The sequence below is a fragment of the Microbacterium enclense genome, from assembly GCF_001456955.1.
Lineage (GTDB): Bacteria > Actinomycetota > Actinomycetes > Actinomycetales > Microbacteriaceae > Microbacterium > Microbacterium enclense.
Genome location: NZ_KQ758473.1, coordinates 131,388 through 154,711 on the forward strand (window position 1 = coordinate 131,388; position 23,324 = coordinate 154,711).

At 69.9% G+C, this 23,324-nt stretch carries 21 protein-coding genes; 16 read left to right on the forward strand and 5 right to left on the reverse strand.

Annotation, left to right across the window (positions count from 1 at the left end; genetic code table 11):
• The first annotated feature begins 419 nt into the window (after positions 1 to 419).
• Positions 420 to 1,460 (forward strand): RICIN domain-containing protein, encoded by a 1,041-nt coding sequence (locus AS029_RS13965; RefSeq protein ID WP_058233201.1) that lies wholly within the window; start codon positions 420 to 422, stop codon positions 1,458 to 1,460.
• Positions 1,461 to 1,532: 72 nt separating this feature from the next.
• Here the strand turns inward: AS029_RS13965 and pdxY are convergent, their stop codons facing one another.
• Positions 1,533 to 2,387, reverse strand: a complete 855-nt coding sequence (gene pdxY, locus AS029_RS13970) for a pyridoxal kinase PdxY (RefSeq protein ID WP_058233202.1) — start codon at positions 2,385 to 2,387, stop codon at positions 1,533 to 1,535.
• A complete protein-coding gene (locus tag AS029_RS13975) occupies positions 2,384 to 3,724 on the reverse strand; it encodes an aminotransferase class I/II-fold pyridoxal phosphate-dependent enzyme (protein ID WP_058233203.1) in 1,341 nt (446 codons plus the stop codon). The genes pdxY and AS029_RS13975 overlap by 4 nt, the downstream gene beginning before the upstream one ends.
• Positions 3,725 to 3,845: 121 nt before the next feature.
• Here AS029_RS13975 and pdxS point away from each other — a divergent pair, with 121 nt between their 5' ends.
• The 10 genes from pdxS (at position 3,846) to AS029_RS14025 (ending at position 14,035) form a co-directional block, all read left to right on the forward strand.
• Positions 3,846 to 4,730 carry a pyridoxal 5'-phosphate synthase lyase subunit PdxS gene (gene pdxS / locus AS029_RS13980; RefSeq protein WP_058233272.1) on the forward strand — a complete coding sequence of 295 codons (885 nt, stop codon included), beginning with the start codon at positions 3,846 to 3,848 and terminating at the stop codon, positions 4,728 to 4,730.
• Complete coding sequence (gene pdxT, locus AS029_RS13985) at positions 4,720 to 5,337, forward strand: pyridoxal 5'-phosphate synthase glutaminase subunit PdxT (protein WP_058233204.1); 618 nt, start codon at positions 4,720 to 4,722, stop codon at positions 5,335 to 5,337. Before pdxS ends, pdxT begins: the two co-directional genes overlap by 11 nt.
• Positions 5,338 to 5,347: 10 nt before the next feature.
• The gene (locus AS029_RS13990; RefSeq protein ID WP_058233205.1) at positions 5,348 to 6,106 is read left to right on the forward strand and encodes a YebC/PmpR family DNA-binding transcriptional regulator; all 759 of its coding nucleotides are present in this window, start codon (positions 5,348 to 5,350) and stop codon (positions 6,104 to 6,106) included.
• Positions 6,107 to 6,154: 48 nt separating this feature from the next.
• A complete protein-coding gene (ruvC, locus tag AS029_RS13995) occupies positions 6,155 to 6,757 on the forward strand; it encodes a crossover junction endodeoxyribonuclease RuvC (protein ID WP_058233206.1) in 603 nt (200 codons plus the stop codon).
• A 9-nt stretch (positions 6,758 to 6,766) separates the two neighbouring features.
• On the forward strand, positions 6,767 to 7,387 hold the full coding sequence (gene ruvA / locus AS029_RS14000; protein ID WP_058233207.1) for a Holliday junction branch migration protein RuvA: 621 nt from the start codon (positions 6,767 to 6,769) through the stop codon (positions 7,385 to 7,387).
• Complete coding sequence (ruvB, locus tag AS029_RS14005; protein ID WP_058233208.1) at positions 7,380 to 8,426, forward strand: Holliday junction branch migration DNA helicase RuvB; 1,047 nt, start codon at positions 7,380 to 7,382, stop codon at positions 8,424 to 8,426. The genes ruvA and ruvB overlap by 8 nt, the downstream gene beginning before the upstream one ends.
• 80 nt (positions 8,427 to 8,506) lie before the next feature.
• Positions 8,507 to 8,947, forward strand: coding sequence for a preprotein translocase subunit YajC (locus AS029_RS14010; RefSeq protein WP_058233209.1), 441 nt, complete (start codon positions 8,507 to 8,509; stop codon positions 8,945 to 8,947).
• A gap of 42 nt (positions 8,948 to 8,989) precedes the next feature.
• A complete protein-coding gene (gene secD / locus AS029_RS14015) occupies positions 8,990 to 10,699 on the forward strand; it encodes a protein translocase subunit SecD (protein ID WP_058233210.1) in 1,710 nt (569 codons plus the stop codon).
• Positions 10,699 to 11,685: a protein translocase subunit SecF gene (gene secF / locus AS029_RS14020; RefSeq protein WP_058233211.1), complete on the forward strand. Its 987-nt coding sequence runs from the start codon at positions 10,699 to 10,701 to the stop codon at positions 11,683 to 11,685. The genes secD and secF overlap by 1 nt, the downstream gene beginning before the upstream one ends.
• Positions 11,686 to 11,785: 100 nt before the next feature.
• Positions 11,786 to 14,035: a RelA/SpoT family protein gene (locus AS029_RS14025; protein WP_058233212.1), complete on the forward strand. Its 2,250-nt coding sequence runs from the start codon at positions 11,786 to 11,788 to the stop codon at positions 14,033 to 14,035.
• Between the two features lie 134 nt (positions 14,036 to 14,169).
• On the opposite strand, the gene AS029_RS14030 is transcribed toward AS029_RS14025, so the two are convergent.
• The 3 genes from AS029_RS14030 to AS029_RS14040 all read right to left on the reverse strand — a co-directional run bounded on the left by AS029_RS14030 (position 14,170) and on the right by AS029_RS14040 (position 16,951).
• The gene (locus AS029_RS14030; protein WP_058233213.1) at positions 14,170 to 14,790 is read right to left on the reverse strand and encodes a hypothetical protein; all 621 of its coding nucleotides are present in this window, start codon (positions 14,788 to 14,790) and stop codon (positions 14,170 to 14,172) included.
• Positions 14,791 to 14,854: 64 nt separating this feature from the next.
• On the reverse strand, positions 14,855 to 16,120 hold the full coding sequence (locus AS029_RS14035; protein ID WP_058233273.1) for a DUF349 domain-containing protein: 1,266 nt from the start codon (positions 16,118 to 16,120) through the stop codon (positions 14,855 to 14,857).
• A gap of 516 nt (positions 16,121 to 16,636) precedes the next feature.
• Positions 16,637 to 16,951 (reverse strand): hypothetical protein, encoded by a 315-nt coding sequence (locus AS029_RS14040; RefSeq protein WP_058233214.1) that lies wholly within the window; start codon positions 16,949 to 16,951, stop codon positions 16,637 to 16,639.
• Between the two features lie 116 nt (positions 16,952 to 17,067).
• On the opposite strand from AS029_RS14040, the gene AS029_RS14045 reads away from it, so the two are divergent.
• From AS029_RS14045 to ruvX, 5 genes are all read left to right on the forward strand, one after another.
• A complete protein-coding gene (locus AS029_RS14045) occupies positions 17,068 to 18,483 on the forward strand; it encodes a replication-associated recombination protein A (protein ID WP_082642319.1) in 1,416 nt (471 codons plus the stop codon).
• Positions 18,484 to 18,668: 185 nt separating this feature from the next.
• On the forward strand, positions 18,669 to 19,298 hold the full coding sequence (rpsD, locus tag AS029_RS14050; RefSeq protein ID WP_013586600.1) for a 30S ribosomal protein S4: 630 nt from the start codon (positions 18,669 to 18,671) through the stop codon (positions 19,296 to 19,298).
• Between the two features lie 507 nt (positions 19,299 to 19,805).
• Entirely contained in the window at positions 19,806 to 20,120 is a 315-nt protein-coding gene (locus AS029_RS14055; protein WP_175456670.1) for an ATPase, read from the forward strand.
• 64 nt (positions 20,121 to 20,184) lie between these two features.
• The gene (alaS, locus tag AS029_RS14060; protein WP_058233215.1) at positions 20,185 to 22,854 is read left to right on the forward strand and encodes an alanine--tRNA ligase; all 2,670 of its coding nucleotides are present in this window, start codon (positions 20,185 to 20,187) and stop codon (positions 22,852 to 22,854) included.
• The gene (gene ruvX / locus AS029_RS14065) at positions 22,851 to 23,324 is read left to right on the forward strand and encodes a Holliday junction resolvase RuvX (protein WP_058233216.1); all 474 of its coding nucleotides are present in this window, start codon (positions 22,851 to 22,853) and stop codon (positions 23,322 to 23,324) included. Before alaS ends, ruvX begins: the two co-directional genes overlap by 4 nt.

Here is a 23,324-nt window from a genome sequence, read left to right on the forward strand (position 1 = left end):
AGAGTCCGGGACCGCTCCCGCAGGTGGTCACGGCGTTCGAGCCGTGTGGCGCAGGCATGGGGCCCGACGGCGTCTCCGTGTCGCGGGGAGATGGATGAAAAGCCAGCGTCTGGGTGATTGTGATGGCGGAGAGCGCTCCCCGTCGGTCGTTTCGCGACGGAGTACAGAAAGCGCTTGACAGGGCCGTGAAGCGACGGCAATATCGCATTCAAGCGGAGTGTGAGCGATAACACCGGAGTTGTCGCACCGCGAACGATACGACTCGGCGGCTCGTGGAAACGGCCGCCCGGTCAGCCGAGCACCCCCCCTGCTCGGCGACGCGCCGTCGTGCGTCAGCGGCCGGCTCCGCCTGCCGCGGCGCTCGGCGTTCCCCCACCCCGGGTCGCCTTGGCGACCCCGGCACAACGGAAGGTAATCGAATGTCCCGGACGACGACGTCCCGAATCACGAGTCGAGGATGGAGCGCGTGCGGCGCGCTGCTGGCATCCATCGCCCTCGGCTTCACCCTCTTCGGTGCAGCTTCTCCTGCCTCCGCCGCACCGACCGCGCCGGTCGGAACGGGCGCGAACCAGGAGATCCGCAACCAGCAGAACACGCTCTGCATGGATGATTACGCCTTCAACACCCAGCCCGGCGCCGAGGTGCGTCAGTGGACGTGCCTCGAAGGCCAGAACCAGCTGTGGGCTGTCACCGATCTCGGCAACGGCTACGCCGAGATCAAGAACCGGTACAGCAACCTCTGCCTCGACAACTACAACTTCGCCACCACCAGTGGGTCGGAGGTGCGCCAGTGGTCGTGCTGGGGCGGCGACGTGCAGCAGTGGCAGCTGACCGACGTCGGCGGCGGCTGGACCGAGATCCGCAACAAGTACAACAACCTCTGTCTTCAGAGCGTCGCGTCTCCCGTCGACGGCGGGTTGCTCTCGCAGGTCACGTGCAACGGGTCCGGCGTCCAGCGCTGGCGCCTCACTGACCCGAACGTGTCGAAGATGACCTACACGCTCTACAAGTCGTCGAACCCCTCGGCCGACGAGCTCGATGCCTACGCCCGCATCACCGACGCGATGGACCGCGCGCTCGCCCGCTACAACAAGTTCAACAACACCTGGAGACACCTGAACGTGTACTACGCGCCCGGCGTGCCCACCGCCGAGGCGAGCATCAACGGCGACGTGCGCTTCGGCAGCAACCGCTCGTACATGGTCGAGGGAACGGCCCTGCACGAGATCGCACACACCGTCGGTGTCGGCACCGCCGGGCACTTCCAGAGCAAGTGCGACGCGCAGGACTGGCCCTCCGCGCTGCCGCTGCTGAGATCGTGGGACGGCCCGGACGCGCGCATCAACTGCGGTGGCAGCCACATGTGGCCCTACGGGCTGAACTACTCCAATGAGTTCAGTGAGACCGCGTTCGACCGCAACGTGCGCCTCGTGCAGGCGATGCACCACGACGGTCTCTGACACGCCGCGCGTCGATGCCGGTCCGCGGATCACATCCGCGGGCCGGCATCGTCCGTTGTGGCGTGGATCCGGTCAGCGGACCTGGCGCACCGAGAACTGCAGGCGCGGGTGCGCGTACGCCTCCTGCGACTCGATGAGTCGCAGCTCGCGCGACCCCGACTCGTAGGTGGTGGTCAGGAGGTCGAAGACACTGGATGCCGTGCGCGCGAGCGCATCGGCGGCGTCGCCGCCGCTGCGGCGGTAATGCGCGGTGAAGAGGGCGGCGGTGACATCGCCCGACCCGTTGGCCTTCATGGGGATGAGCGGGGTCTGCACGATCCACGCACCGTTTTCGTCGACGACCATCATCTCGATCGTGTCGGCCTCGCGGTCCGGACGCTCGACACTGGTGACGAGGATGGTGCGCGGGCCGCGCGCGCGGAGGGCGTCCGCCGACTCCAGGGTGGACGCGATGCTGCCGGGCTCCGTGCCCGTCAGGAAGCCGAGCTCGAACTGGTTGGGGGTGAGGATGTCGGCGACCGGCACGACCCGCTCGCGAAGCAGCTCGGGAATGGCCGGCGCGACGAAGCAGCCCGACTTGGAATTTCCCATGACGGGGTCGCACGCGTACACGGCATCCGGATTCGCCCTCTTCACCCGCGCGACGGTGTCGATGATGACGTCGGCGATGCCCTCGCCGCCCTGGTAGCCCGACAGCACCACGTCGATCTGCGGGAAGACCCCGCGATCCTCGATTCCGGCGATGACGGCGGCCACGTCGTCGGGCGAGATCAACGGGCCGCGCCAGGCGCCGTAGCCGGTGTGATTGGAGAAGTTGACCGTGTAGACGGGCAGAACCTCGACGCCGATGCGCTGGAGGGGGAAGACGGCGGCGGAGTTGCCGACGTGTCCGTACGCGACGGCGGACTGAATCGAGAGAACCTTCATGCCTCGATCCTTCCACCTCGCGCGTCGGGGCGACGCGTCCCCGCGGCGACGGCGATGTCATCGGCCAGCGCCGTCGCCGACGACTCGTCGAGGTCGTGCACGGTGAGGCGCAGGAAGTCGCCGGCAGGTGCGGGGGAGAGGAAGAACGGATCGCCCTCGCGCACCAGCCAGCCGCGGCGCATGAGGTCGTCGCGCACGGAAGCTGCGCTCACCGGCAGCTGCACCCACAGGTTCAGCCCGTCGCCCGGGGTGGTGGGCAGCCCCCGCTCCGTGAGGCTCCGGGCGAATGCGGCGTTGCGAGCGGCATAGTGCTCCGCGGCCGCCTCGATGTCGGCGCGCACCCCGTCGTCGGTGACGAGCGCGAGCGTGAGGCGCTGAAGGATGTGGCTGACCCACGTGGTGCCGGGGGTGAGCCGCACGGCGAGTCCGTCGGCGGTGTCGGGATCGGACGCCGTGACGGCGAGGCAGGTGTCGGGTCCGAGGAACTTCGACATCGACCGGATCCGCGCCCACCGCTTCTGCGCCGGGCCGATGACCGAGTGCAACGGCGATCGGGACAGCAGCGAGAAGTGGTCGTCTTCGATGACGAGGACGTACGGGTACTCGGCGAGGACCGCGCGCAGAGCGGCGGCGCGTCGCTCGGTCAGACTCGCGCCCGTGGGGTTGTGGGCGCGCGGCGTGCAGATCACCGCGCGCACGCCCGCCTCGAGGGCGGCGCGCAGGCCGTCGGCGGTCATCCCCTCGGCATCCACGTCGACCGGGACGGCACGGTAGCCACCGGTGCGCACGGTGTGCAGGGCCGAGAGGAAGCAGGGATCTTCGAGCGCCACCGCGTCGTCGCGCTGCAGGGCCTGAGCGAGCAGGCGCTCGATCGCATCGCTAGCGCCGCTGGTGACGGTGATGCGCACATCGTCGTGCGGGAGCTGATCCGTCATCCAGGCCCGTGCCCACGCTTCGAGACCGGGGTCGATGACGGGCTCGCCGTACAGCACCGGGCGCGCCGACCGGGCGAGCGCCGCCGTGGGGTCGGGGATGCGGGCGGGGTCGGGATTGCCGGTGCCGACATCGCGCAGCACGGTGTCGGGCGCGTAGCCCTCTTGCGCGACCTCGGCGCGGTCGGCGACCCGCGTGCCGCCGCGTCCGCGCGCCTCGACCAGACCCGCCTGCGCGAGCTGTCGGTAGGCGGCGACGACGGTGTTGCGATTGACGCCCAGGTCGACGGCGACGGCGCGCACCGAGGGCAGCAGGGTGCCGGGGGCGAGTTCGCCGCGCTCGATGCGGGTGCGTAGGGCGGCGGCGATCCCGGATGCCGAGCTGCCGGTCATGTCGATGCTCATACGCCCCCTCCCGCGTGCTTCCAGCTTATGTCCTGAGCCATGCTACGGTTTGGCCTAAGCCAATGAATCGCGCCCCGAAGCGCGGAACCTCGCGCCCCCCCGGGTGCGGAATGGAGTGGACATGACCGACACCGGAACCGCCCGCGTCAAGCGCGGCCTGGCCGAGATGCTCAAGGGCGGCGTCATCATGGACGTCGTCACCGCCGAGCAGGCGCGCATCGCCGAAGACGCGGGCGCGGTCGCCGTCATGGCGCTCGAGCGCGTCCCCGCCGACATCCGTGCGCAGGGCGGCGTCGCCCGCATGAGCGACCCCGACCTCATCGACGACATCATCGCGACGGTCTCGATCCCGGTCATGGCCAAGGCTCGCATCGGCCACTTCGTCGAGGCGCAGGTGCTTCAGGAGCTCGGTGTCGATTACATCGACGAATCCGAGGTGCTCTCGCCGGCCGATTACGTCAACCACATCGACAAGTACGACTTCACCGTGCCGTTCGTGTGTGGCGCCACCAACCTCGGCGAGGCTCTGCGCCGCATCACCGAGGGCGCGGCGATGATCCGCTCCAAGGGTGAAGCCGGTACCGGCGACGTGTCGGAGGCGACCAAGCACATCCGCACCATCCGCGGCGAGATCAACGCCCTGCGCGCCAAGACCAAAGACGAGCTGTACGTCGCCGCGAAAGAGCTGCAGGCGCCCTACGACCTGGTCGCCGAGATCGCCGAGACCGGCACCCTCCCCGTCGTGCTCTTCACCGCCGGCGGCGTGGCGACCCCCGCCGACGCCGCCATGATGATGCAGCTCGGCGCCGACGGCGTGTTCGTGGGCTCCGGCATCTTCAAATCGGGCAACCCCGCGCAGCGCGCTGCGGCCATCGTGAAGGCCACCACCTTCCACGACGACCCCAAGGTCATCGCCGAGGCATCCCGCGGTCTCGGCGAGGCCATGGTGGGCATCAACGTCGCCGACCTGCCCGCGCCGCACCGCCTCGCCGAGCGTGGCTGGTAAGGCGCCCGTCGGCGTCCTCGCCCTGCAGGGCGACGTCCGCGAGCACCTCGCGGTCCTGACCGCCCTCGGTGCCGACGCGCGACCCGTGCGTCGGCCCGAGGAGCTCGCCGCCGTGGAGGGCCTCGTGCTGCCCGGCGGCGAGTCGAGCGCGATCGACAAGCTCGCGCGCGCGTTCGGTCTGTTCCACCCGATCCGCGCCGCGATCGCCGACGGCATGCCGATGTACGGCACGTGCGCGGGGCTCATCCTGCTCGCCGACCGCATCGACGGCGCCATCGCGGGCCAGCAGACCTTCGGCGGACTCGACGCCCGCGTCGCCCGCAACGTGTTCGGTAGCCAGACCGCCTCGTTCGAGACCGACCTCGACGTCCCCGCCCTCGGCGACCCGCCCGTGCACGCCATCTTCATCCGCGCGCCCGCGGTGGTGGAGTGGGGGCCGGACGCCGAGCCCCTGGCATCCCTTCCCGATGGGCGCGTCGTCGCGATCGAGCAGGGCGCGCTGCTCGGCACGGCGTTCCACCCCGAATCGACCGGCGAGACGCGCTTCCATCAGCGCTTCCTCGCGCACGTGCACGCGCGGAGCGGTGTCGACGCGCCCGCGTCCTAGACTGGAAGCTATGTCCGGACACTCCAAATGGGCCACGACCAAGCACAAGAAGGCGGTCGTCGATGCCCGCCGCGCCAAGTCGTGGGCCAAGCTCATCAAGAACATCGAGGTCGCGGCCAAGCTCGGCGGCGCCGACCTGCAGGGCAACCCGACCCTCTTCGACGCCGTGCTCAAGGCCAAGAAGACCTCGGTCCCCAAAGACAACATCGACCGCGCGATCAAGCGCGGAGCGGGTATCGGCGGCGAAGCGGTCGAGTACGCCTCGATCATGTACGAGGGCTACGGCCCCAACGGCGTGGCATTCCTCATCGAGTGTCTGACCGACAACAAGAACCGCGCGGCGGCCGAGGTGCGCACCGCTCTCAGCCGTAACGGCGGCACCCTCGCCGACCCCGGCAGCGTGGCATACAACTTCAGCCGCAAGGGCGTCATCGTGGTCCCGTCCGAGGGGACCAGCGAAGACGACGTCATGCTCGCCGTGCTCGAGGCCGGCGCCGAAGAGGTCGAGCCGCACGGCGACGGCTTCGGCGTCATCACCGAGGCCTCCGACCTCGTGTCGGTGCGCAGCGCGCTGCAAGATGCCGGCATCGAGTACGACTCCGCCGACGTCGAGTTCGTCCCCTCGCTGAAGGTGGAGGTCGACGCCGACACCGCCCGCAAGGTCTTCCGCCTGATCGACGCGCTCGAAGACAGCGACGACGTGCAGAACGTCTACACGAACTTCGACCTCACCGCCGAGGTGCAGGCCGAGCTCGAGAACGACGAGTGAGGGCGCGCCCTTCGTCTCGACACGGCTCCTGCGCTTAGCGTGGGGGCCGTGTCCCGTTCCCTGCGCGTGCTCGGCATCGACCCCGGCCTGACCCGCTGCGGCGTGGGCGTCGTCGACGTCTCGTCGAACCGCGCGGCCTCGCTCGTGCATGTGGGCGTGGTCCGTTCGTCGACGGCCGACCCGATCGAGAAGCGCCTCGCGACCATCGCCGCGGGCATCCGCGCGGTGCTCGACGACCATGACCCGTCGGTCGTCGCCGTTGAGCGCGTCTTCGCGCAGAACAACCGTCACTCGGTGATGGGAACGGCCCAGGCCAGCGGGATCGCCCTGCTGCTCGCCGCCGAGCACGGCATCCCGGCCGCGACCCACACCCCCAGCGAGGTCAAGGCGGCGATCACCGGTTACGGCTCCGCCGACAAGCTGCAGGTGCAGACCATGGTCGCGCGAGTGCTGCGCCTTCAGACACTGCCCGAGCCCGCGGACGCCGCCGACGCTCTGGCGATCGCGCTGTGTCACGCCTGGCGCGGGGGACCGGCACCGGCATCGCCCGAGTCCGCTCTCACCCCCGCACAGCGTGCGTGGCGGGATGCCGAGAAGCGGCGTTCTCCACAGGCTCGTGTCGCTCGAACACATGTACGAAGCGGCGCGTAAGCTGGCCGCATGATCTCTTCGTTGCACGGCACGGCGGCTCATGTCGCCGACGACTCGCTGGTCGTCGTGGTGGGGGGCGTCGGTTTCTCCGTCGCCGTCACCGCGCAGTTCGCCCGCACGGTGCACGTCGGTTCCGAGGTGCACCTGCACACCAACCTCATCGTGCGCGAAGACGCCCTGTCGCTGTACGGATTCGAGAGTCGCGAAGAGCTGACCGTCTTCACGCAGCTCATCAGCGTGACGGGAGTCGGCCCGAAATCCGCGCTCGGGGTGCTGTCATCGCTCACCGTGCCGCAGATCGCCCAGGCCGTGGCCGACGACGACGACGCCCCGTTCCGCCGGGTGTCGGGCATCGGCCCGAAGACCGCGAAACTCATCGTCGTGCAGCTCGCCGGCAAGCTCGCCGTCATCCCCGTCACCGCGCCCGCGGCGGTCGCCGCACACGGGCAGGTGCCGATGCAGGTGACGCAGGCCCTCGTCGGCCTGGGGTGGACCGAGCGCACGGCGGCCGAGGCCGTGGCATCCGTCGCAGAGAACGCCTCCGACGCCGATCGTTCGTCGGTACAGGCGCTGCTCCGGCTGACGCTCGCTCTGCTCGGGCCCGCACGCAAGGAGACCGTGGGTGGCTGACGTCCGCGACGCCGGCACACCCGACGATGAGACCGAGCTCGCGATCGAGGGGGCTCTGCGGCCCGTCTCGCTGGCCGAGTTCGTCGGTCAGCACAAGGTGCGTGGCCAGCTGCAGCTGCTGCTCGACGCCGCGCGCATCCAGCAGCGCTCACCCGATCACATCCTGCTGTCGGGTCCTCCCGGCCTCGGCAAGACGACGCTCGCGATGATCGTCGCGCACGAGAGCGGTCGCCCGCTCCGTCTGTCGAGCGGACCCGCGATCCAGCACGCGGGTGATCTGGCGGCCCTGCTGTCGTCGCTCACGCCGGGTGAGGTGCTGTTCATCGACGAGATCCACCGTATGGCGCGCTCCGCCGAAGAGATGCTGTACCTCGCGATGGAAGACTTCCGCATCGACATCATGGTCGGCAAAGGCGCCGGTGCCACCAGCATTCCCCTCGACCTCGCCCCGTTCACCCTCGTGGGCGCCACGACACGCGCGGGGCTCCTGCCCAATCCACTCCGTGATCGCTTCGGCTTCACCGCCCATCTCGAGTACTACGAGCCGGAAGAGCTCGAGCAGGTCGTGTCGCGCTCGGCGTCCATGCTCGACGTGGGTCTGCCGGGCGCCGCGCGCTCCGAGATCGCCCGTCGTTCGCGGGGCACGCCCCGCATCGCCAACCGCCTCCTGCGCCGCGTCCGCGATTACCTCGTGGTCCACGGCCCTTCGGCGGGGGCCGGAGACGGACATGCCGACGTTCGCACGGTCAACGCGGCGCTCGACCTGTACGACGTCGACGCGATCGGTCTCGACCGCCTCGACCGTGCGGTGCTCGACGCCTTGGTGCGCCGGTTCCGTGGGGGGCCGGTGGGCCTGAGCACCCTCGCCGTCACGGTCGGGGAGGAGGCCGAGACCATCGAGTCCGTCGTGGAGCCGTACCTCGTGCGCATCGGATTCATGGGGCGAACGCCACGTGGTCGTGTCGCCACCCCCGAGGCCTACGACCACCTCGGCGCACCTCACCCCGACGGCCTGCTCCGGTTCAGCCAGGGCGTATGACCTATACTCGGCGGGGGATTCCCCGACCCTCGCAAGGCAGTGCCGCACGGCGCGCCTGATCTGAAAGGTGCACCGCCTCCATGGATAGCTTTCCCCTTCTGATTCTGCTGGCTGGTCTGCTCGTCTTCATGTTCGTGAGCTCCCGCCGCCGCATGAAGAAGCAGAAGGCCGAGCAGGAGAAGAAGGCCCGCGAGACCGTTCCCGGCGCCGAGGTGCTGCTGCAGGGTGGCCTCTACGGCACCATCGTCGAATACGACGGCGAAGACCTCGACAAGCCCGCACTGGTCGAGATCGCCCCCGGCATCGTCATCAAGGTCCACAGCCAGGCCGTGCTGCGCATCGTCGACCCCGTCGAGGGAGTCGTCACCGAAGACGAGTTCATCGAGGCCGAAGAGACCGAGGCCGAGTACGTCGCCGGCGTCGCCGACGGCGGTATCAGCTCGATCAGCGACGACCAGCGGGCCGCCCGTCAGAACGCCGCCGACCCGGAGCGCGACGACAAGGACCGCCCCGCGGTCTGATTCCCTTTCTTTCCGTTCACCGCCGCACAGAAAGCCGATTCCGTGGCGCCCTCGACCCCTGTCCGTCATGCCTGGCGCGTGTTGACCGGATTGCTCGCCATCACCGGCGTGCTCTTCGGCATCAACGCCCTGGGTGTGCACGTATTCAACGCCAGTTCCTGGACCCCCGATCTCGCCCTGGACCTCCAGGGTGGAACGCAGATCATCCTGCAGGCCCAGACCACCGACGGCGCAGCCCCCGACAGCGAACAGCTGCAGCAGGCCGTGACGATCATCCGCCAGCGCGTCGACGCCTCCGGCGTCGGTGAGACCGATGTCGCGACCGAGGGCGGTCGCAACATCGTCGTGCAGATTCCCGGTCAGGCCGACGAGGCCACGCGCGAGCGCATCCAGAGCTCGGCGCAGCTGCAGCTGCGCCCGGTGCTCTTCACGGGCGCGCAGGCCACCTCGTTCGTCGGCGAAGACGGCAACTCCACGCCGTACCCGTCGCCCGATCCCGCGCTGCCGTCGACGCCGACCGCCTCTCCGACCAATGCGAGCGACCCGGCGTACATCACGCCCGCGCTGCAGGCGGAGTTCCTCGCCTACGACTGCGCCAATCCGCCGTCCAACCCCTCCGAGGCGCCGGCCGACCAGCCGATGATCACGTGCGGCATCGAGGACGGGCAGAAGTACATCCTCGGCCCCGTCGAGCTCAACGGCACCGACATCTCCGACGCCACCAACGGCCAGGAGCAGAACACGGGGCGCTGGGCCGTCAACCTCGTCTTCAACGACCAGGGCACCCAGAAGTTCGGCGAGATCAGCCAACGCCTCGTCGCGCTGCAGCCGCCGCTGAACCAGTTCGCGTTCGTGCTGGACGGCTCCGTGCTGTCGGCACCCGTCATGCAGGGCACCATCCTCGACGGTCGCCCGAGCATCACCGGCAGCTTCACCCAGGAGTCGTCGAAGGCCCTCGCCGACCAGTTGAAGTACGGCGCCCTTCCGCTCAGCTTCACGGTCGTCAGCTCCGACACCGTCTCGGCGACCCTCGGTTCGCAGCAGCTGCAGGTCGGCTTCATCGCCGGTCTCATCGGTCTGGGCCTCGTCGCGATCTATTCGCTGATCGTCTACCGCGCCCTCGGCACCGTGATCATCGCATCGCTCGGCGTGATGGCGGTGTTGACGTACGTCGCGTTGTGCATCCTGGCGTGGCGAGCGGGCTTCCGGCTCTCGCTCGCCGGTGTCGCCGGTCTGATCGTGACGATCGGCTTCACCGCCGACTCCTTCATCGTCTACTTCGAACGCATCCGAGACGAGCTGCGCGACGGTAAGTCGATCACCGCGGCCGTCGAAGACGGCTGGGCTCGCGCGAAGCGCACGATCTACATCTCGAAGTCGATCAACATCCTCGCCGCCGTCGTGCTGTACATCCTCGCGGATGCCACGGTGAAGGGCTTCGCGTTCACGCTGGGCCTCACGACCGCGATCGACATCCTGATCTTCATCCTGTTCACGCACCCCGTGATGCAGCTGCTCGCCCGCACGCGGTTCTTCGGCTCCGGTCATCCGCTCTCGGGCATGGACCCCAACGCGCTCGGTGCGGTCTATCGCGGTCGTGCGCAGTTCCGTGCGCCGGTCGTCGACGCTCCGCGCGCCCAGCGCTCCCGCGGGGAGGCGCAGCGTCGCCAGACCATCGCGGAACGCAAGCAGGCGGAGCTCGCCGCCGCCGGCCGCGGCGATAGCCGCTCCACGAAGGAGGGAGACAACTGATGCGCTCCATGTCGCAGCTCGGTAACGACCTCTACTCCGGGAAGACCTCGTTCCCGTTCGTGCAGCGTCGACGCCTGTGGTTCATCATCGCCGCGGTGCTGGTCATCGGCGCGGCCCTCGTGCCGCTGTTCCGCCCCGTGCAGTTCTCCATCGAGTTCACCGGCGGTGCCCAGTTCACGGTCTCGAACCCGGCATCCCTCGATCAGGCGCTCGCAACCGATGCCGTCGCGTCCGTGCTCCCGGGTGCCACCACGCGCGTCTCGACGATCAACGATCAGGCCGTGCGCGTGCAGACCGACCAGCTCGACAACGATGAGGCGCAGGCGGTGTCGGCCGCCCTGGCCACCGCTTACGACGTGCCGACGTCGGAGATCACGAACTCGTTCATCGGTCCGACCTGGGGCAACGACGTCACCCGGCAGTCGTTGTGGGGTCTGTCGATCTTCCTCGCGTTGACGTTCCTCATCCTGGCGATCTACTTCCGCACGTGGAAGATGTCGGTCGCGGCGATCATCGGTCTCGTCGACGTGCTCATCATCACCATCGGCGTGTATGCGGTGTTCGGATTCGAGATCTCGCCGGCGGCCGTCATCGGCTTCCTCACGATCCTCTCCTACGCGCTTTACGACACCACCGTCGTCTTCGACAAGGTGCGTGAGAACACCCGAGAAGACGGCGAGATCTCCGGCCGCACGTTCGCGGAGTCGGTCAACCTCGCCGCCAACCAGACCCTGATCCGCTCGATCAACACCACCGTGGTCGCGATTCTGCCGGTGGGTGCGATTCTCTTCATCGGCGTGCCGCTCGGTGCGCGCACTCTGAGCGACATCTCGCTGTCGATCTTCGTCGGCACGATCGTCGCGGCCTACTCGACGCTGTTCGTCGCGGTCCCGATGTACGCGCTCCTGCGCGAGAAGGAGCAGCCCGTCGCGCAACGTGATGCGCGCGTGCGCGCCGCGCGCGAGAAGGCGGGCGTCCCGGCCTGACCGGACGCGTGGAGCGATCACAGGTGGGGCCCCGGCGTGAGCCGGGGCCCCACCTGTCTAGGCATAGACTTGATCGACTGGCCGTAGGGGAGGGTTGGAGATGACCGAGACCGCTTCCGCCGCGCCGCCGCCGTCCTCGCTGCGCCGCCTCGTTCCGCGGATCTTCTCGCGTGCCGCGCGCCGCGACGACGTCGACAAGCTGCTGCGCACCGTCCGCACGCACCACCCCAAGGGCGACCTCGCCATCATCGAGCGCGCCTACGCCGTCGCCGACAAGGCGCACGACGGCCAGAAGCGTCAGAGCGGTGAGCCGTATATCACCCATCCGCTCGCCGTCGCCCAGATCCTCGCCGAGCTCGGTCTCGGCCCGAAGGCCATCGCCGCCGCGCTGCTGCATGACATGGTCGAAGACACCGGCTACCCGCTTGACGAGTTGGCCGCCGACTTCGGCGACGAAGTGGCCATGCTCGTCGATGGCGTCACCAAGCTCGACCGGGTCAAGTACGGTGACAGCGCCCAGGCCGAGACCGTACGGAAGATGATCGTGGCGATGTCGAAAGACATCCGCGTCCTGCTCATCAAACTCGCCGACCGTCTGCACAACGCCCGCACATGGGGGTTCGTCCCCCCGCACAAGGCGGCGAAGAAGGCCACCGAGACGCTCGAGATCTACGCCCCCCTCGCGCACCGCCTCGGCATCCAGGCCATCAAGAGCGAGCTCGAAGACCTGTCGTTCGCCGTGATGCATCCCAAGCTCTACGCCGAGATCGAGAGTCTGGTCAAGCAACGCACCCCCCAGCGCGAGCAGTACGTGCAGAACGTCATCGACGCCGTCGACGCCGATCTGCGCGAGCTCCGCGTCCGCGGCCGCGTCATGGGTCGGCCGAAGCAGCTGTATTCCGTTTATCAGAAGATGGTCGTCCGCGGCCGCGAGTTCGACGACATCTACGACCTCATCGGCATCCGCATCCTCGTCGGCACCGTGCGCGACTGCTATGCGGTGCTCGGTGCGATCCATGCGCGCTGGACGCCGCTCCCCGGCCGTTTCAAGGACTACATCGCCACCCCGAAGTTCAACCTCTACCAGTCGCTGCACACCACGGTCATCGGCCCGGGCGGTCGCACGGTGGAGATCCAGATCCGCACGCACGAGATGCACCAGCAGGCCGAGTTCGGTGTGGCGGCGCACTGGAAGTACAAGGAGCGGATGGCGGGCGGAAAGGCGGATGCCAAGTCCGTCGACGCCGACATGGCGTGGATCGCCCACATCTCCGACTGGCAAGCCGAGACCGCCGACCCCGGGGAGTTCCTCGACTCCCTGCGTTTCGAGATCGGCGCCAAAGAGGTCTACGTGTTCACGCCGAAGGGGCGCGTCATCGGCCTTCCCACCGGTGCGACGCCGGTCGACTTCGCCTACGCCGTGCACACCGAGATCGGTCACCGCACGATGGGGGCCAAGGTCAACGGGCGTCTCGTTCCGCTGGAGTCGACGCTGCAGAGCGGCGACGTGGTCGAGGTCTTCACGTCGAAGAACCCCGACGCCGGGCCCAGTCAGGACTGGCTCGGCTTCGTCAAGAGCACGCGTGCGCGCAACAAGATCCGCGGCTGGTTCACCAAGGAGCGCCGCGAAGAGGCGATCGAGCAGGGCAAGGACTCCATCGCCCGCGCTATGCGCCGGCAGAACCTGCCGCTGCAGCGGCTGATGAGCCAGGACTCCTTCACCGAGGTCGCTCGACTCTTCCACTACGAGGATGTCTCGGCGCTGTACGCCGCGGTCGGCGAGGGACACGTCTCCACGCAGTCGGTGATCGAGAAGGTCACCGCTCTCGTCAGCGTCGAAGAGACCAACACCGGCCCGATCGACATTCCCGTCGGGCGCAGTCGTGCCCCGCGTGGCGGCGACTCCGGCGTGCTCGTGCGCGGGGCGCCCGACATCCTGGTGAAGCTCGCGAAGTGCTGCACGCCCGTGCCCGGTGACGAGATCGTCGGGTTCGTCACGCGCGGCAGCGGCGTCTCGGTCCACCGCGGCGACTGCACGAACGTCAAGGCGCTGAAAGAGGAGCCCGATCGTCTCATCGATGTCGAGTGGGCGCCGACCACCAAGAGCGTCTTCCTCGTGCAGATCCAGGTCGAGGCCCTCGATCGCTCGGGCCTGCTGAGCGACGTCACGCGGGTGCTCAGCGAGCACCACGTGAACATCCTGTCGGCGACCGTCTCGACGACGAACGACCGACTGGCGCTCAGCAAGTTCGTCTTCGAGATGGGCGACACCGTTCACCTCGACCGCGTGCTGAACGCCGTGCGCCGCATCGACGCCGTCTACGACGTCTACCGCGTCACCTCTTCCTGAGGGGTCGTCGGGCGACGGGTCGTCAGCGCGGATGCTGCGGCTGCGGCATCCGCTCGTGCAGGATTCGCGTGGACGGCGTGCATGACGGTCGGGTTCGCGCCGTTCCTGCTCGCACCGCTGGCCGGGGCCCCGCGTCACGCGGTGCGCGGGGCACGGCGGGCGTCGACGCGGGGCGTTCCCACGCTCGCGGCGCCGCGGCCGAGGCGACCGTCCGCCAGCAGAGCCGCCGTCGCGGAGAGGACCGCCCCGGCGCGCTTCGCGTGCGGGAACCGCGGATGCTGCGCGAGCCAGGCCTCAGCGGACCGCTTCGTCAGCGGATCCGCGGCCGCCCATGATCGTGCGAGTGCGAGGTCGCCCTCGTCGTCGGAGCGCGCCAGGTCGACCAGCGTCCGCGGGGGAGTGGTGAGGTGCACGCCCGCCATCGTGCAGACGTCACCCGCGTCGAGGCGTACGTCATGGTAGACGGTACGGGCGTCCGAGCGCGCCCGAATGCGGGTCGCACCGGCTCGTTGGAGGTGGTGCGGTGAGGGCTCCTGCGCGAGAGCACCGTGGATCCAGGCGGCGCTGCACCGAACGGCGGCCCAGCGTTCCGCCAGGAGAGGTGCGAGACTGCGCGCTCGCATCCAGGGCGTCTCAGCCGCATCGGCGGGCATGAAGCCCTCGCCGAGCGGAACCAGGACGCCGTCGAGGCACGCGGCGGACAGCTCGGCGAGCGACAGTCGTTCGTCGGCGAAGAACAGGAAAGGCGACACCATCCCGCCAGTGTGACGGGGCGATGTCGCCCGTGACGCCGCGGCGTCGGACCTGTGGAGAACCCGGTCAGCCGCCGAGAGCGCGCAGCCAGGTGCGGCGCGCCTCGAGAGCCTCCTGAGCCTGCGCGGCGGCACGCTTGTCGCCGCGCGCCTCGGCGTCGGCGAGCTCGGCCTCGAGCTTGTCGATCGCGTCGGTCAGCTGGCGCGTCATGTCGTTCGCGCGCGCCTTCTGCTCGGGGTCGTTGCGCTTCCAGTCGGCGTCTTCGCGCGTGCGCACGCTCTGCTCGATCTTGCGCAGCTCGTCATCGAGCGCCCGCTCCTTGTCGCGCGGGAAGATGCGACCGATCTCGTCCCACTGGCGCTGAATCGCGGTGAGCCTCTGACGAGCGGTCGCGAGGTTCTTCTCGTCGACGATCGGAGCGGCCTCCTCGAGGAGCGCGCGCTTCTGCTCGATCTTCTCCTTCGACGCTTCGTTCTCGGCCGACTCGCGCTCGATCCGCGCCCCGTACAGGGCGTCGCCGGCGGCCTTGAACCGCGCCCAGAGCGCGTCGTCGACCTTGCGGCCGGCGCGTCCCGACGCCTTCCAGGCGTCGAGCAGATCGCGGTACGCCCCGATGCCGTCCTCGCCGCGCGGTGCGAGGGCCTCAGCGCGCTCGACGAGACGCGTCTTGGCCTCGCGAGCCGCCTTGTGGGTCTCATCCAGCGACGAGAAGAACTCGCGGCGGTGGCGGTCGACCGTCGCGCGTGCGTCGCGGAAGCGGCGCCACAGCTGCTGGGCGGTCGACTTCGACAGACGCGGGCCGTTCTGCTGGTGGGCCTGCCAGCGGTCGAACAGGGTCGACATATCAGCGGTCATCTGCTTCCACTGCACCGTCTGCGGGTCGCGGGCGGCGAGGGCCTCGGCCTCCTCGACGATCACCGTACGCTCGCGCACGGCTTCCTCGCTCGCCTGCTTGGCGGCGGCGGCCTCGCTCTCGCTGGCCTCCGCCAGCTCGGCGGTCAGGGCGTCGACGCGGGCGATGAGCGCAGCGAGGTCGCCCACGGCGGCTGCACCGTCGAGTTTGCCGCGGAGGGCTTTCGCGGTCGAGCGCAGGTCGGATGCCGAGGCGCCGCCGCGGCGGTGACGGGTCTCGAGCAGCGTGACCTCGCCGGCCAGGTCGGAGAACTTGCGCTGGTAGTACGCGAGCGCCTCGGCGGGCGTGCCGTCGGGGTACTGTCCGACCTCGCGCCACTCGTCTCCCTCGCGAACCGACACGGTGCCGTCGTCATCGACGCGGCCCCAGGGCTGGGTCGTCGTCTTCGATGCCGTCGCGCCCGGGGGCGGTCCGGGCAGGCGCGGGCCGGGGCGGGCCGCCGGCTGCGCCGGGGCGGGCGCGTCGGTCTTCGCGTCGGTGTCGGGCTCGGCGTCGGCCGTGGTGTCCGACGTGGACTCCTCGTCCGCGAGAGACTCCGCGTGCGACGCTGCCTCGGCATCCTGAGCCGTCCCGGCGGCGGGTTCGGCCTCCACGGTCTCGGCCGGCGCGGCGGCGTCTTCGTCTGTTTCGATGCCGTCGGCGGCCGGAACGTCGACCTCGGCGTCGCCGGTGGGCTCGATGGCACCCGACTCGTCATCGGAGGCCGCAGCGGCGTCGCCGTCGACCGGGGCATCGCCCTCGGCGCCGGCGGGGGAGCCGTCGGCCTCGACCTCGATCGTGGAAGGAGCGTCGACCTCGGCGTCGGTCGCGGCGTCGCGCGGGTCGGAGGTCTCGGGGGTGGGAGCGGAAGACACGGATAGCACCTCATCGCGGCAGAACCGCCTGGGGGAGAAGGACCCTCCGAGCCTAGTACGACCGGCCCCGCCGGCACAGGATCAGGGTGCCGTCGTCTCCGTGGCATCCGGAGCCGGAGTCGCCGGCGCGTCGGTCGCGGGGGTGCTCGGGGCGTCGGTGGCCGGGGCGGTGGGCGTCGTCGAGGGCGCGGGCTCGGGAGCGCCGGGCCCGGCGACGAAGTACGCGGTCTGCGCGCCGATCGCGCCCAGGATGACGGCGAGTCCGACCACGAGGGCGATCACGTTGTCGCGCGTGCGCCGGCGCCACTGCCGCTGGTGCAGCTCCACTCGAGCCGCGTAGGTGCGGGCGCGTTCCCGCTGCTCCCGCGTCTGCCGGTCTCTCCCGCGCGTCGCCACATCGACCTCCTCCGCCCGTCCGGGCGACTCGATCCTACAAAGCCCGCCCCGACCGTCCATGTCCGCGACCCCTGGCGGACCGGCGCGATGTCGGAGGCCCCGGATAGCCTGGAGCGGTGACCGCTTCCTCCGCGCTCTTCCAGGGCCAGACGCCGCTCGCCGTGCGCATGCGTCCCGTGAGCCTCGACGAGGTGGCAGGCCAGGGTCACCTGCTGCGCCCGGGCTCTCCGCTGGTCACACTCGCCACGACCGACTCCTCGTCATCCGGATCCGCCGTCTCGGTCATCCTGTGGGGCCCGCCCGGCACGGGCAAGACGACCCTGGCCCAGGCGATCGCCCGTTCGTCGGGCAGACGGTTCGTGGAGCTGTCGGCGATCACCGCGGGTGTCAAAGACGTGCGGGAGGTCATGCAAGAGGCGCTGACGCAGCGCGATCTCTACGGGCAGTCGACGATCCTGTTCCTCGACGAGATCCACCGCTTCACGAAGGCCCAGCAAGACGCGCTGCTGCCCGGCGTCGAGAACGGATGGGTCGTCCTCATCGCGGCCACCACCGAGAACCCGTCGTTCTCGGTCATCTCACCCCTGCTCTCGCGGTCGCTGCTGCTCACCCTGCGGCCCCTCGGCGACGACGACCTCGGCGCTCTCGTCGATCGCGCCGTGACCGACCCGCGGGGTCTCGCCGGTCGCGTCGTGCTCGACGACGACGCACGCGCCGCCCTCGTGCGCCTGGCATCCGGCGACGCTCGTCGCGCGCTCACCGCCCTCGAGGCGGCGGCCTCGGTCGCGGGCGACGACGCGGGTGGTCCGACGCCGGGCGCCGATGACGAAGACGGCGAAGACGAAGACGACGACGAGCAGGATCCGGGGCCGTTCACCGGCGAGGGCACGGAGCTGCCGGTGATCACCGCCGACCACATCGCTCAGGCCGTCGACCGCGCGCTGCTGCGCTACGACCGCCAGGGCGATGAGCACTACGACGTCATCAGCGCGTTCATCAAGTCGGTGCGGGGGTCCGATCCGGATGCCGCGATCCACTACCTCGCGCGCATGATCGAGGCCGGCGAAGACCCGCGTTTCATCGCGCGGCGGCTCGTGATCTCCGCCGCCGAGGACATCGGCATGGCCGACCCCCACGCGTTGCAGATCGCCGTGGCCGCCGCCGACGCCGTCGCCTTCATCGGCATGCCGGAGGGGCGCATCCCCCTGGCCGAGGCGACCGTCTACCTCGCCACCACCGCCAAGTCGAACGCCGCCTACAACGCCATCAACGCCGCCATCGCCGACGTACGCGCGGGCGGCTTCGGGCGCGTGCCGATGCACCTGCGCGACGCGCACTACCCCGGAGCCAAACGGCTCGGCCACGGCAAGGGGTACAAGTACGCGCACGACAGCGAGATCGGCATCGTCACGCAGCAGTACCTGCCCGACGAGCTGCGCGGACGCCGCTACTACGAACCCACGAACCACGGCGCCGAGCGCGACGTCTCGGCGCGGCTGGAGAAGATCCGCCGCATCCTCGACGGGAAGTGACGCCCTCGGCTGGTTCTCGGCGCCCTCTGCTAGCATGAATCGGCTCGAAACAGGGTTTTCGGGCATCCCCTCCTTCCAGTGATCACCTTCCGGTGCGCCCCGGCGTGCGCCCCGGACCGGGCGGAAGGGGGCGATACGCCCGCGAGCCGCGAAAGGCGCGGCCGCGTCATCGGAAGGAGAACTTCGTGACCACGAAGTCTCAGGACCGCCGCAAGGTGCGTCTGTCGCGCGCCCTCGGCGTCGCGCTCACCCCCAAGGCCGCCCGCTACCTCGAGAAGCGTCCCTACGCTCCCGGCGAGCACGGCCGCACCAAGCGCAAGGCCGACAGCGACTACGCCGTGCGTCTGCGCGAGAAGCAGCGTCTGCGTGAGCAGTACGGCATCCGCGAGAAGCAGCTGCGCATCGCGTTCAACGAGGCCCGCCGCACCGACGGCCTGACCGGTGAGAACCTGGTCGAGCTGCTCGAGATGCGTCTCGACGCCCTCGTCGTGCGTTCGGGCTTCGCCCGCACTACCGCGCAGGCTCGCCAGCTCGTCGTGCACCGCCACATCCTGGTCGACGGCCAGCTCGTGGACCGCCCGTCGTTCCGTGTGAAGCCGGGTCAGCAGATCCACGTCAAGCCCAAGAGCGAGGGCCTCGAGCCCTTCCAGGTCGCCGCCGCCGGCGGGCACGCCGAGGTGCTGCCCCCCGTTCCGGGCTACCTCGAGGTCGACCTGTCGACGCTCCAGGCGAAGCTCGTGCGTCGTCCCAAGCGCGCCGAGGTGCCCGTCACGTGTGACGTGCAGCTCGTCGTCGAGTACTACGCCGCCCGCTGATCCCAGCGAGCACACGAAGGGCGTCGGGTTCTCCCGGCGCCCTTCGTCGTTGAGGGTGCAGCCGCGGTGCCGGCCCGGACGGCCCGTACCGGTGCGGGGTCGGCACGACTCCGGCGTGAGCCTCGCACGGTCCCCGGCGCCGCCGCATCCGACACGACTCCGGCATAGACGCGCGCGGGGTCCTCGCCCGGAGGCCGCTGCCGGTCGCGTCGCCCGCCCCGCCCGGGTCCGACACGACTCCGGCAGGAATGGCGCACGAACCCCGCCCCATCGGCGTATGCGGACACAACGCAGGAGTTGTGCACACGACGACCCGTCCCCGGCCCGGAGGAGGGCGTGACAGCCCGTGTCGTCCTGCGTTCTGCACGCGGCGACGGCACGCCGGGGCCGGCACCTCAGCGCAGCCTGGCGCGGGGTGGGGTGCCCGCAAGCCGGGGCGACAGGGCATCCATCGATGCCGCTTGCGCGGCGCACAGGGGCCGTCGCCTACGATGAGGGATGCCGCGAATGCGGCGTCTCATCGAGGAAGAAGTGGTGATCGTGAAAAGCCTCGTCTGGTTCGCGTTGGGCATCGCCGGCGGTTTCGTCGCCGCCCACCTCGTCAACAAAGACCCTCGCGGTCAGGAGCTGCTCGCGCAGCTCGACTCCCGCATCGGCGAGTTCACCGATCACATGAGCGACGCCTACCACCAGCAGGAGACCCGCCTGTCGGAGATCATCGACGACGCCAAGGGCGTCGCCGCCTCCGCCGTCGACCGGGCCTCCGACGCGGTCGGCGACGCCGCCGCCGCCGCGAAGACCGCCGCCACCTCGTCCGACTGACCTCCCCGGCACCCGGCCCCCGACGCCCGGGGGCCGTCACCGCACGCGCACGGAAAGACCCGCCATGAAAACCGCCGAGATCGCCCAGCGCTTCCTCGACTTCTTCGAGAAGAAGAACCACACGATCGTCCCCTCGGCCTCGCTCGTCACCGACGACCCGGCTCTGCTGTTCACCGTCGCGGGCATGGTGCCCTTCATCCCGTACCTCAGCGGTGTCGTCCCGCCGCCGTACCCCCGCGCGGCCGACGTGCAGAAGTGCATCCGCACGAACGACATCGAAGAAGTGGGCAAGACGCCCCGTCACGGCACCTTCTTCCAGATGCTCGGAAACTGGTCGTTCGGCGACTACTTCAAAGAAGACGCCATCCGCTTCGCGTGGGAGCTGCTGACCGCTCCCGAGGCCGACGGCGGCCTTGCCTTCGATCCGAAGGACCTCTGGGTCACCGTCTACGAAGAGGACGACGAGGCCCACGAGCTCTGGCGCACCCTCACCCCGCTGCCCGAGGAGCGCATCCAGCGACTCGGTAAGGACACGAACTACTGGTCGACCGGGCTGCCTGGTCCCGCCGGACCCTGCTCGGAGATCTTCTTCGACCGCGGTCCCGCGTACGGCGTCGACGGCGGTCCCGCGACCGACGACGACCGCTACGTCGAGATCTGGAACCTCGTGTTCATGCAGTACGAGATCACGAACGTGCGCTCGAAGTACGACTTCGACATCGTCGGTGAACTCCCCGCGAAGAACATCGACACCGGCATGGGCCTGGAGCGCATCGCGTTCATCAAGCAGGGCGTCGACAACATGTACGAGACCGACCAGGTTCGCCCCGTGCTCGACCTCGCGGCGTCGCTCGCGGGCAAGGCGTACGGAGCCGAGTCGCACGAAGACGACGTTCGTCTGCGCATCGTCGCCGACCACGTGCGCTCCTCGCTCATGCTGCTGGCCGACGGGGTCACACCCTCGAACGAGGGTCGCGGCTACATCCTGCGCCGCATCATGCGCCGCGCGATCCGCTCGATGCGTCTGCTCGGCGTCGAGGGCGCGACCTTCCCCGACCTCTTCGCCGCGTCGCGCGACGCGATGAAGGAGTCGTACCCCGAGGTCGAGGCCGACTACGCGCGTCTTTCGGCCTACGCGATCGCCGAGGAGCAGACCTTCCTGCGCACTCTCGCCGCCGGCTCGGCGATCCTCGACCAGTCGGTCGTCGAGGCCAAGAACGGCGGCGGCACGACCCTGTCGGGCTCCGAGGCGTTCCTGCTGCACGACACGTACGGCTTCCCGATCGACCTGACGCTCGAGATCGCCGAGGAGGCGGGTCTCACCGTCGACCGCGGTGCGTTCGACCAGCTCATGCTCGAGCAGCGCACCCGCGCCAAGGCCGACGCCCGCGCTCGCAAGGGCGCGATCGCCGACCAGAGCGCGTACCGCGAGTTCCGCGCGCTCGGCGAGACGGTGTTCACCGGCTACACCGAGCTGCAGACGGAGTCGACGGTGCTCGGCATCCTGGTGCAGGGCCAGGGCACCGATCGCGCCTCCGAGGGGCAGATCGCCGAGATCATCACGGCCGAGACCGCCCTCTACGCCGAGTCCGGCGGCCAGGTGGCAGACAAGGGCTTGATCGTCGGCCCCGGGTACGAGCTCGAGGTGCTCGACGTGCAGCGTCCCGTGCCCGGCCTCATCAGCCACACCGTCGAGGTCACGACCGGAGAGGTGTCGATGGGCGCGCCCGCGACCACCGTGGTCGATGCGCTGAACCGCCACTCGGCGCAGCAGGCGCACACGGCCACGCACCTCGTGCACGCGGCCATTCGCGACACGCTGGGCAAGACCGCGACGCAGACGGGTTCGCTCAACCGCGCCGGCTACATGCGCTTCGACTTCAGCTGGGGTTCGGCGCTGTCGCCCGAGACCCGCACCGAGATCGAAGACATCGCCAACAACGCCGTGCGCGACAACCTCGAGGTCACCACCCGCGTCATGTCGCTCGACGAGGCGAAGGCCGCCGGCGCCATGGCGCTGTTCGGCGAGAAGTACGGCGACACCGTGCGCATGGTGGACATCGGCGGTCCCTGGTCGCGCGAACTGTGCGGCGGTACGCACGTGGCCCGCAGCTCCGAGATCGGGCTGGTGAACCTCGTCGGGGAGCAGTCGGTCGGTGCGTCGAATCGCCGCGTCGAAGCCCTCGTCGGCCTCGATGCCTTCCGCGACCTCGCGGCCGAGCGGGCGATCGTCTCGCAGCTGTCGACGTCGCTGAAGACCCCGCGCGAGCAGCTGACGACGCGCATCTCCGAGCTGGCCGCGAGCCTGAAGGCGGCCGAGAAGAAGATCGCCGCGTTCGAGGCGCAGGCGCTGACCGGCCGTCTGCCGCAGCTGGTCGAGTCGGCCGTCGCCGTCGGCACGGTGCGCGTGGTCGCCCAGAGCCTCGGCGAGGGTGCGTCGGCCGACGACGTGCGTTCGCTGGCGTTGCAGGTGCGCGACCGCCTCGGCATCGACCCCGCGGTCGTCGCCCTCGCCACGGTGAGCGCGGGACGTGCCACCGTCGTCGTCGTCACGAACGACGCCGCCCGCGAACGCGGTCTCGCCGCCGGTGCCCTCGCGAAGGGCGCCGCGGGCGTGCTCGGCGGTGGCGGTGGAGGTCGTCCCGACGTCGCGCAGGGCGGGGGGACGGATGCCGCGGCGCTGCCGCAGGCGCTGGACGGCATCGTCGCGGACGTGCGAGCGGCCACCGCGTGACGGAGTTCCGCCGCGGGATCCGACTGGGGATCGACGTCGGACGTGCGCGCGTCGGCGTGGCCCGGTCGGATCCCGACGGACTGCTCGCCGTTCCCGTCGAGACGGTGCCCCGCAAGGGCGAACCGGTGCGGCGCATCGCGGCGCTGGCGGCCGAGTACGAGGCGTTCGAGGTGCTCGTCGGATTGCCGTTGAACCTCCGCGGCGAGGACACGCCCTCGACGACCGACGCGCGCCGGTTCGCCGAGGCCCTGGCCGCGGCGCTGCCGATGCCCGTGCGACTCGTCGACGAGCGGCTGAGCACCGTCTCCGCGCACGGTGTGCTGAGAGAAGCAGGCCGTTCCCAGCGGGATTCTCGTAGCATTGTGGACCAAGTCGCCGCTGTGGTGCTGCTGCAGCAGGCGCTCGACGTGGAGCGACGGTCCGGTGACCCGGCCGGACCCGCCGTATCACCGGGACAGGAGCCCGCCTGA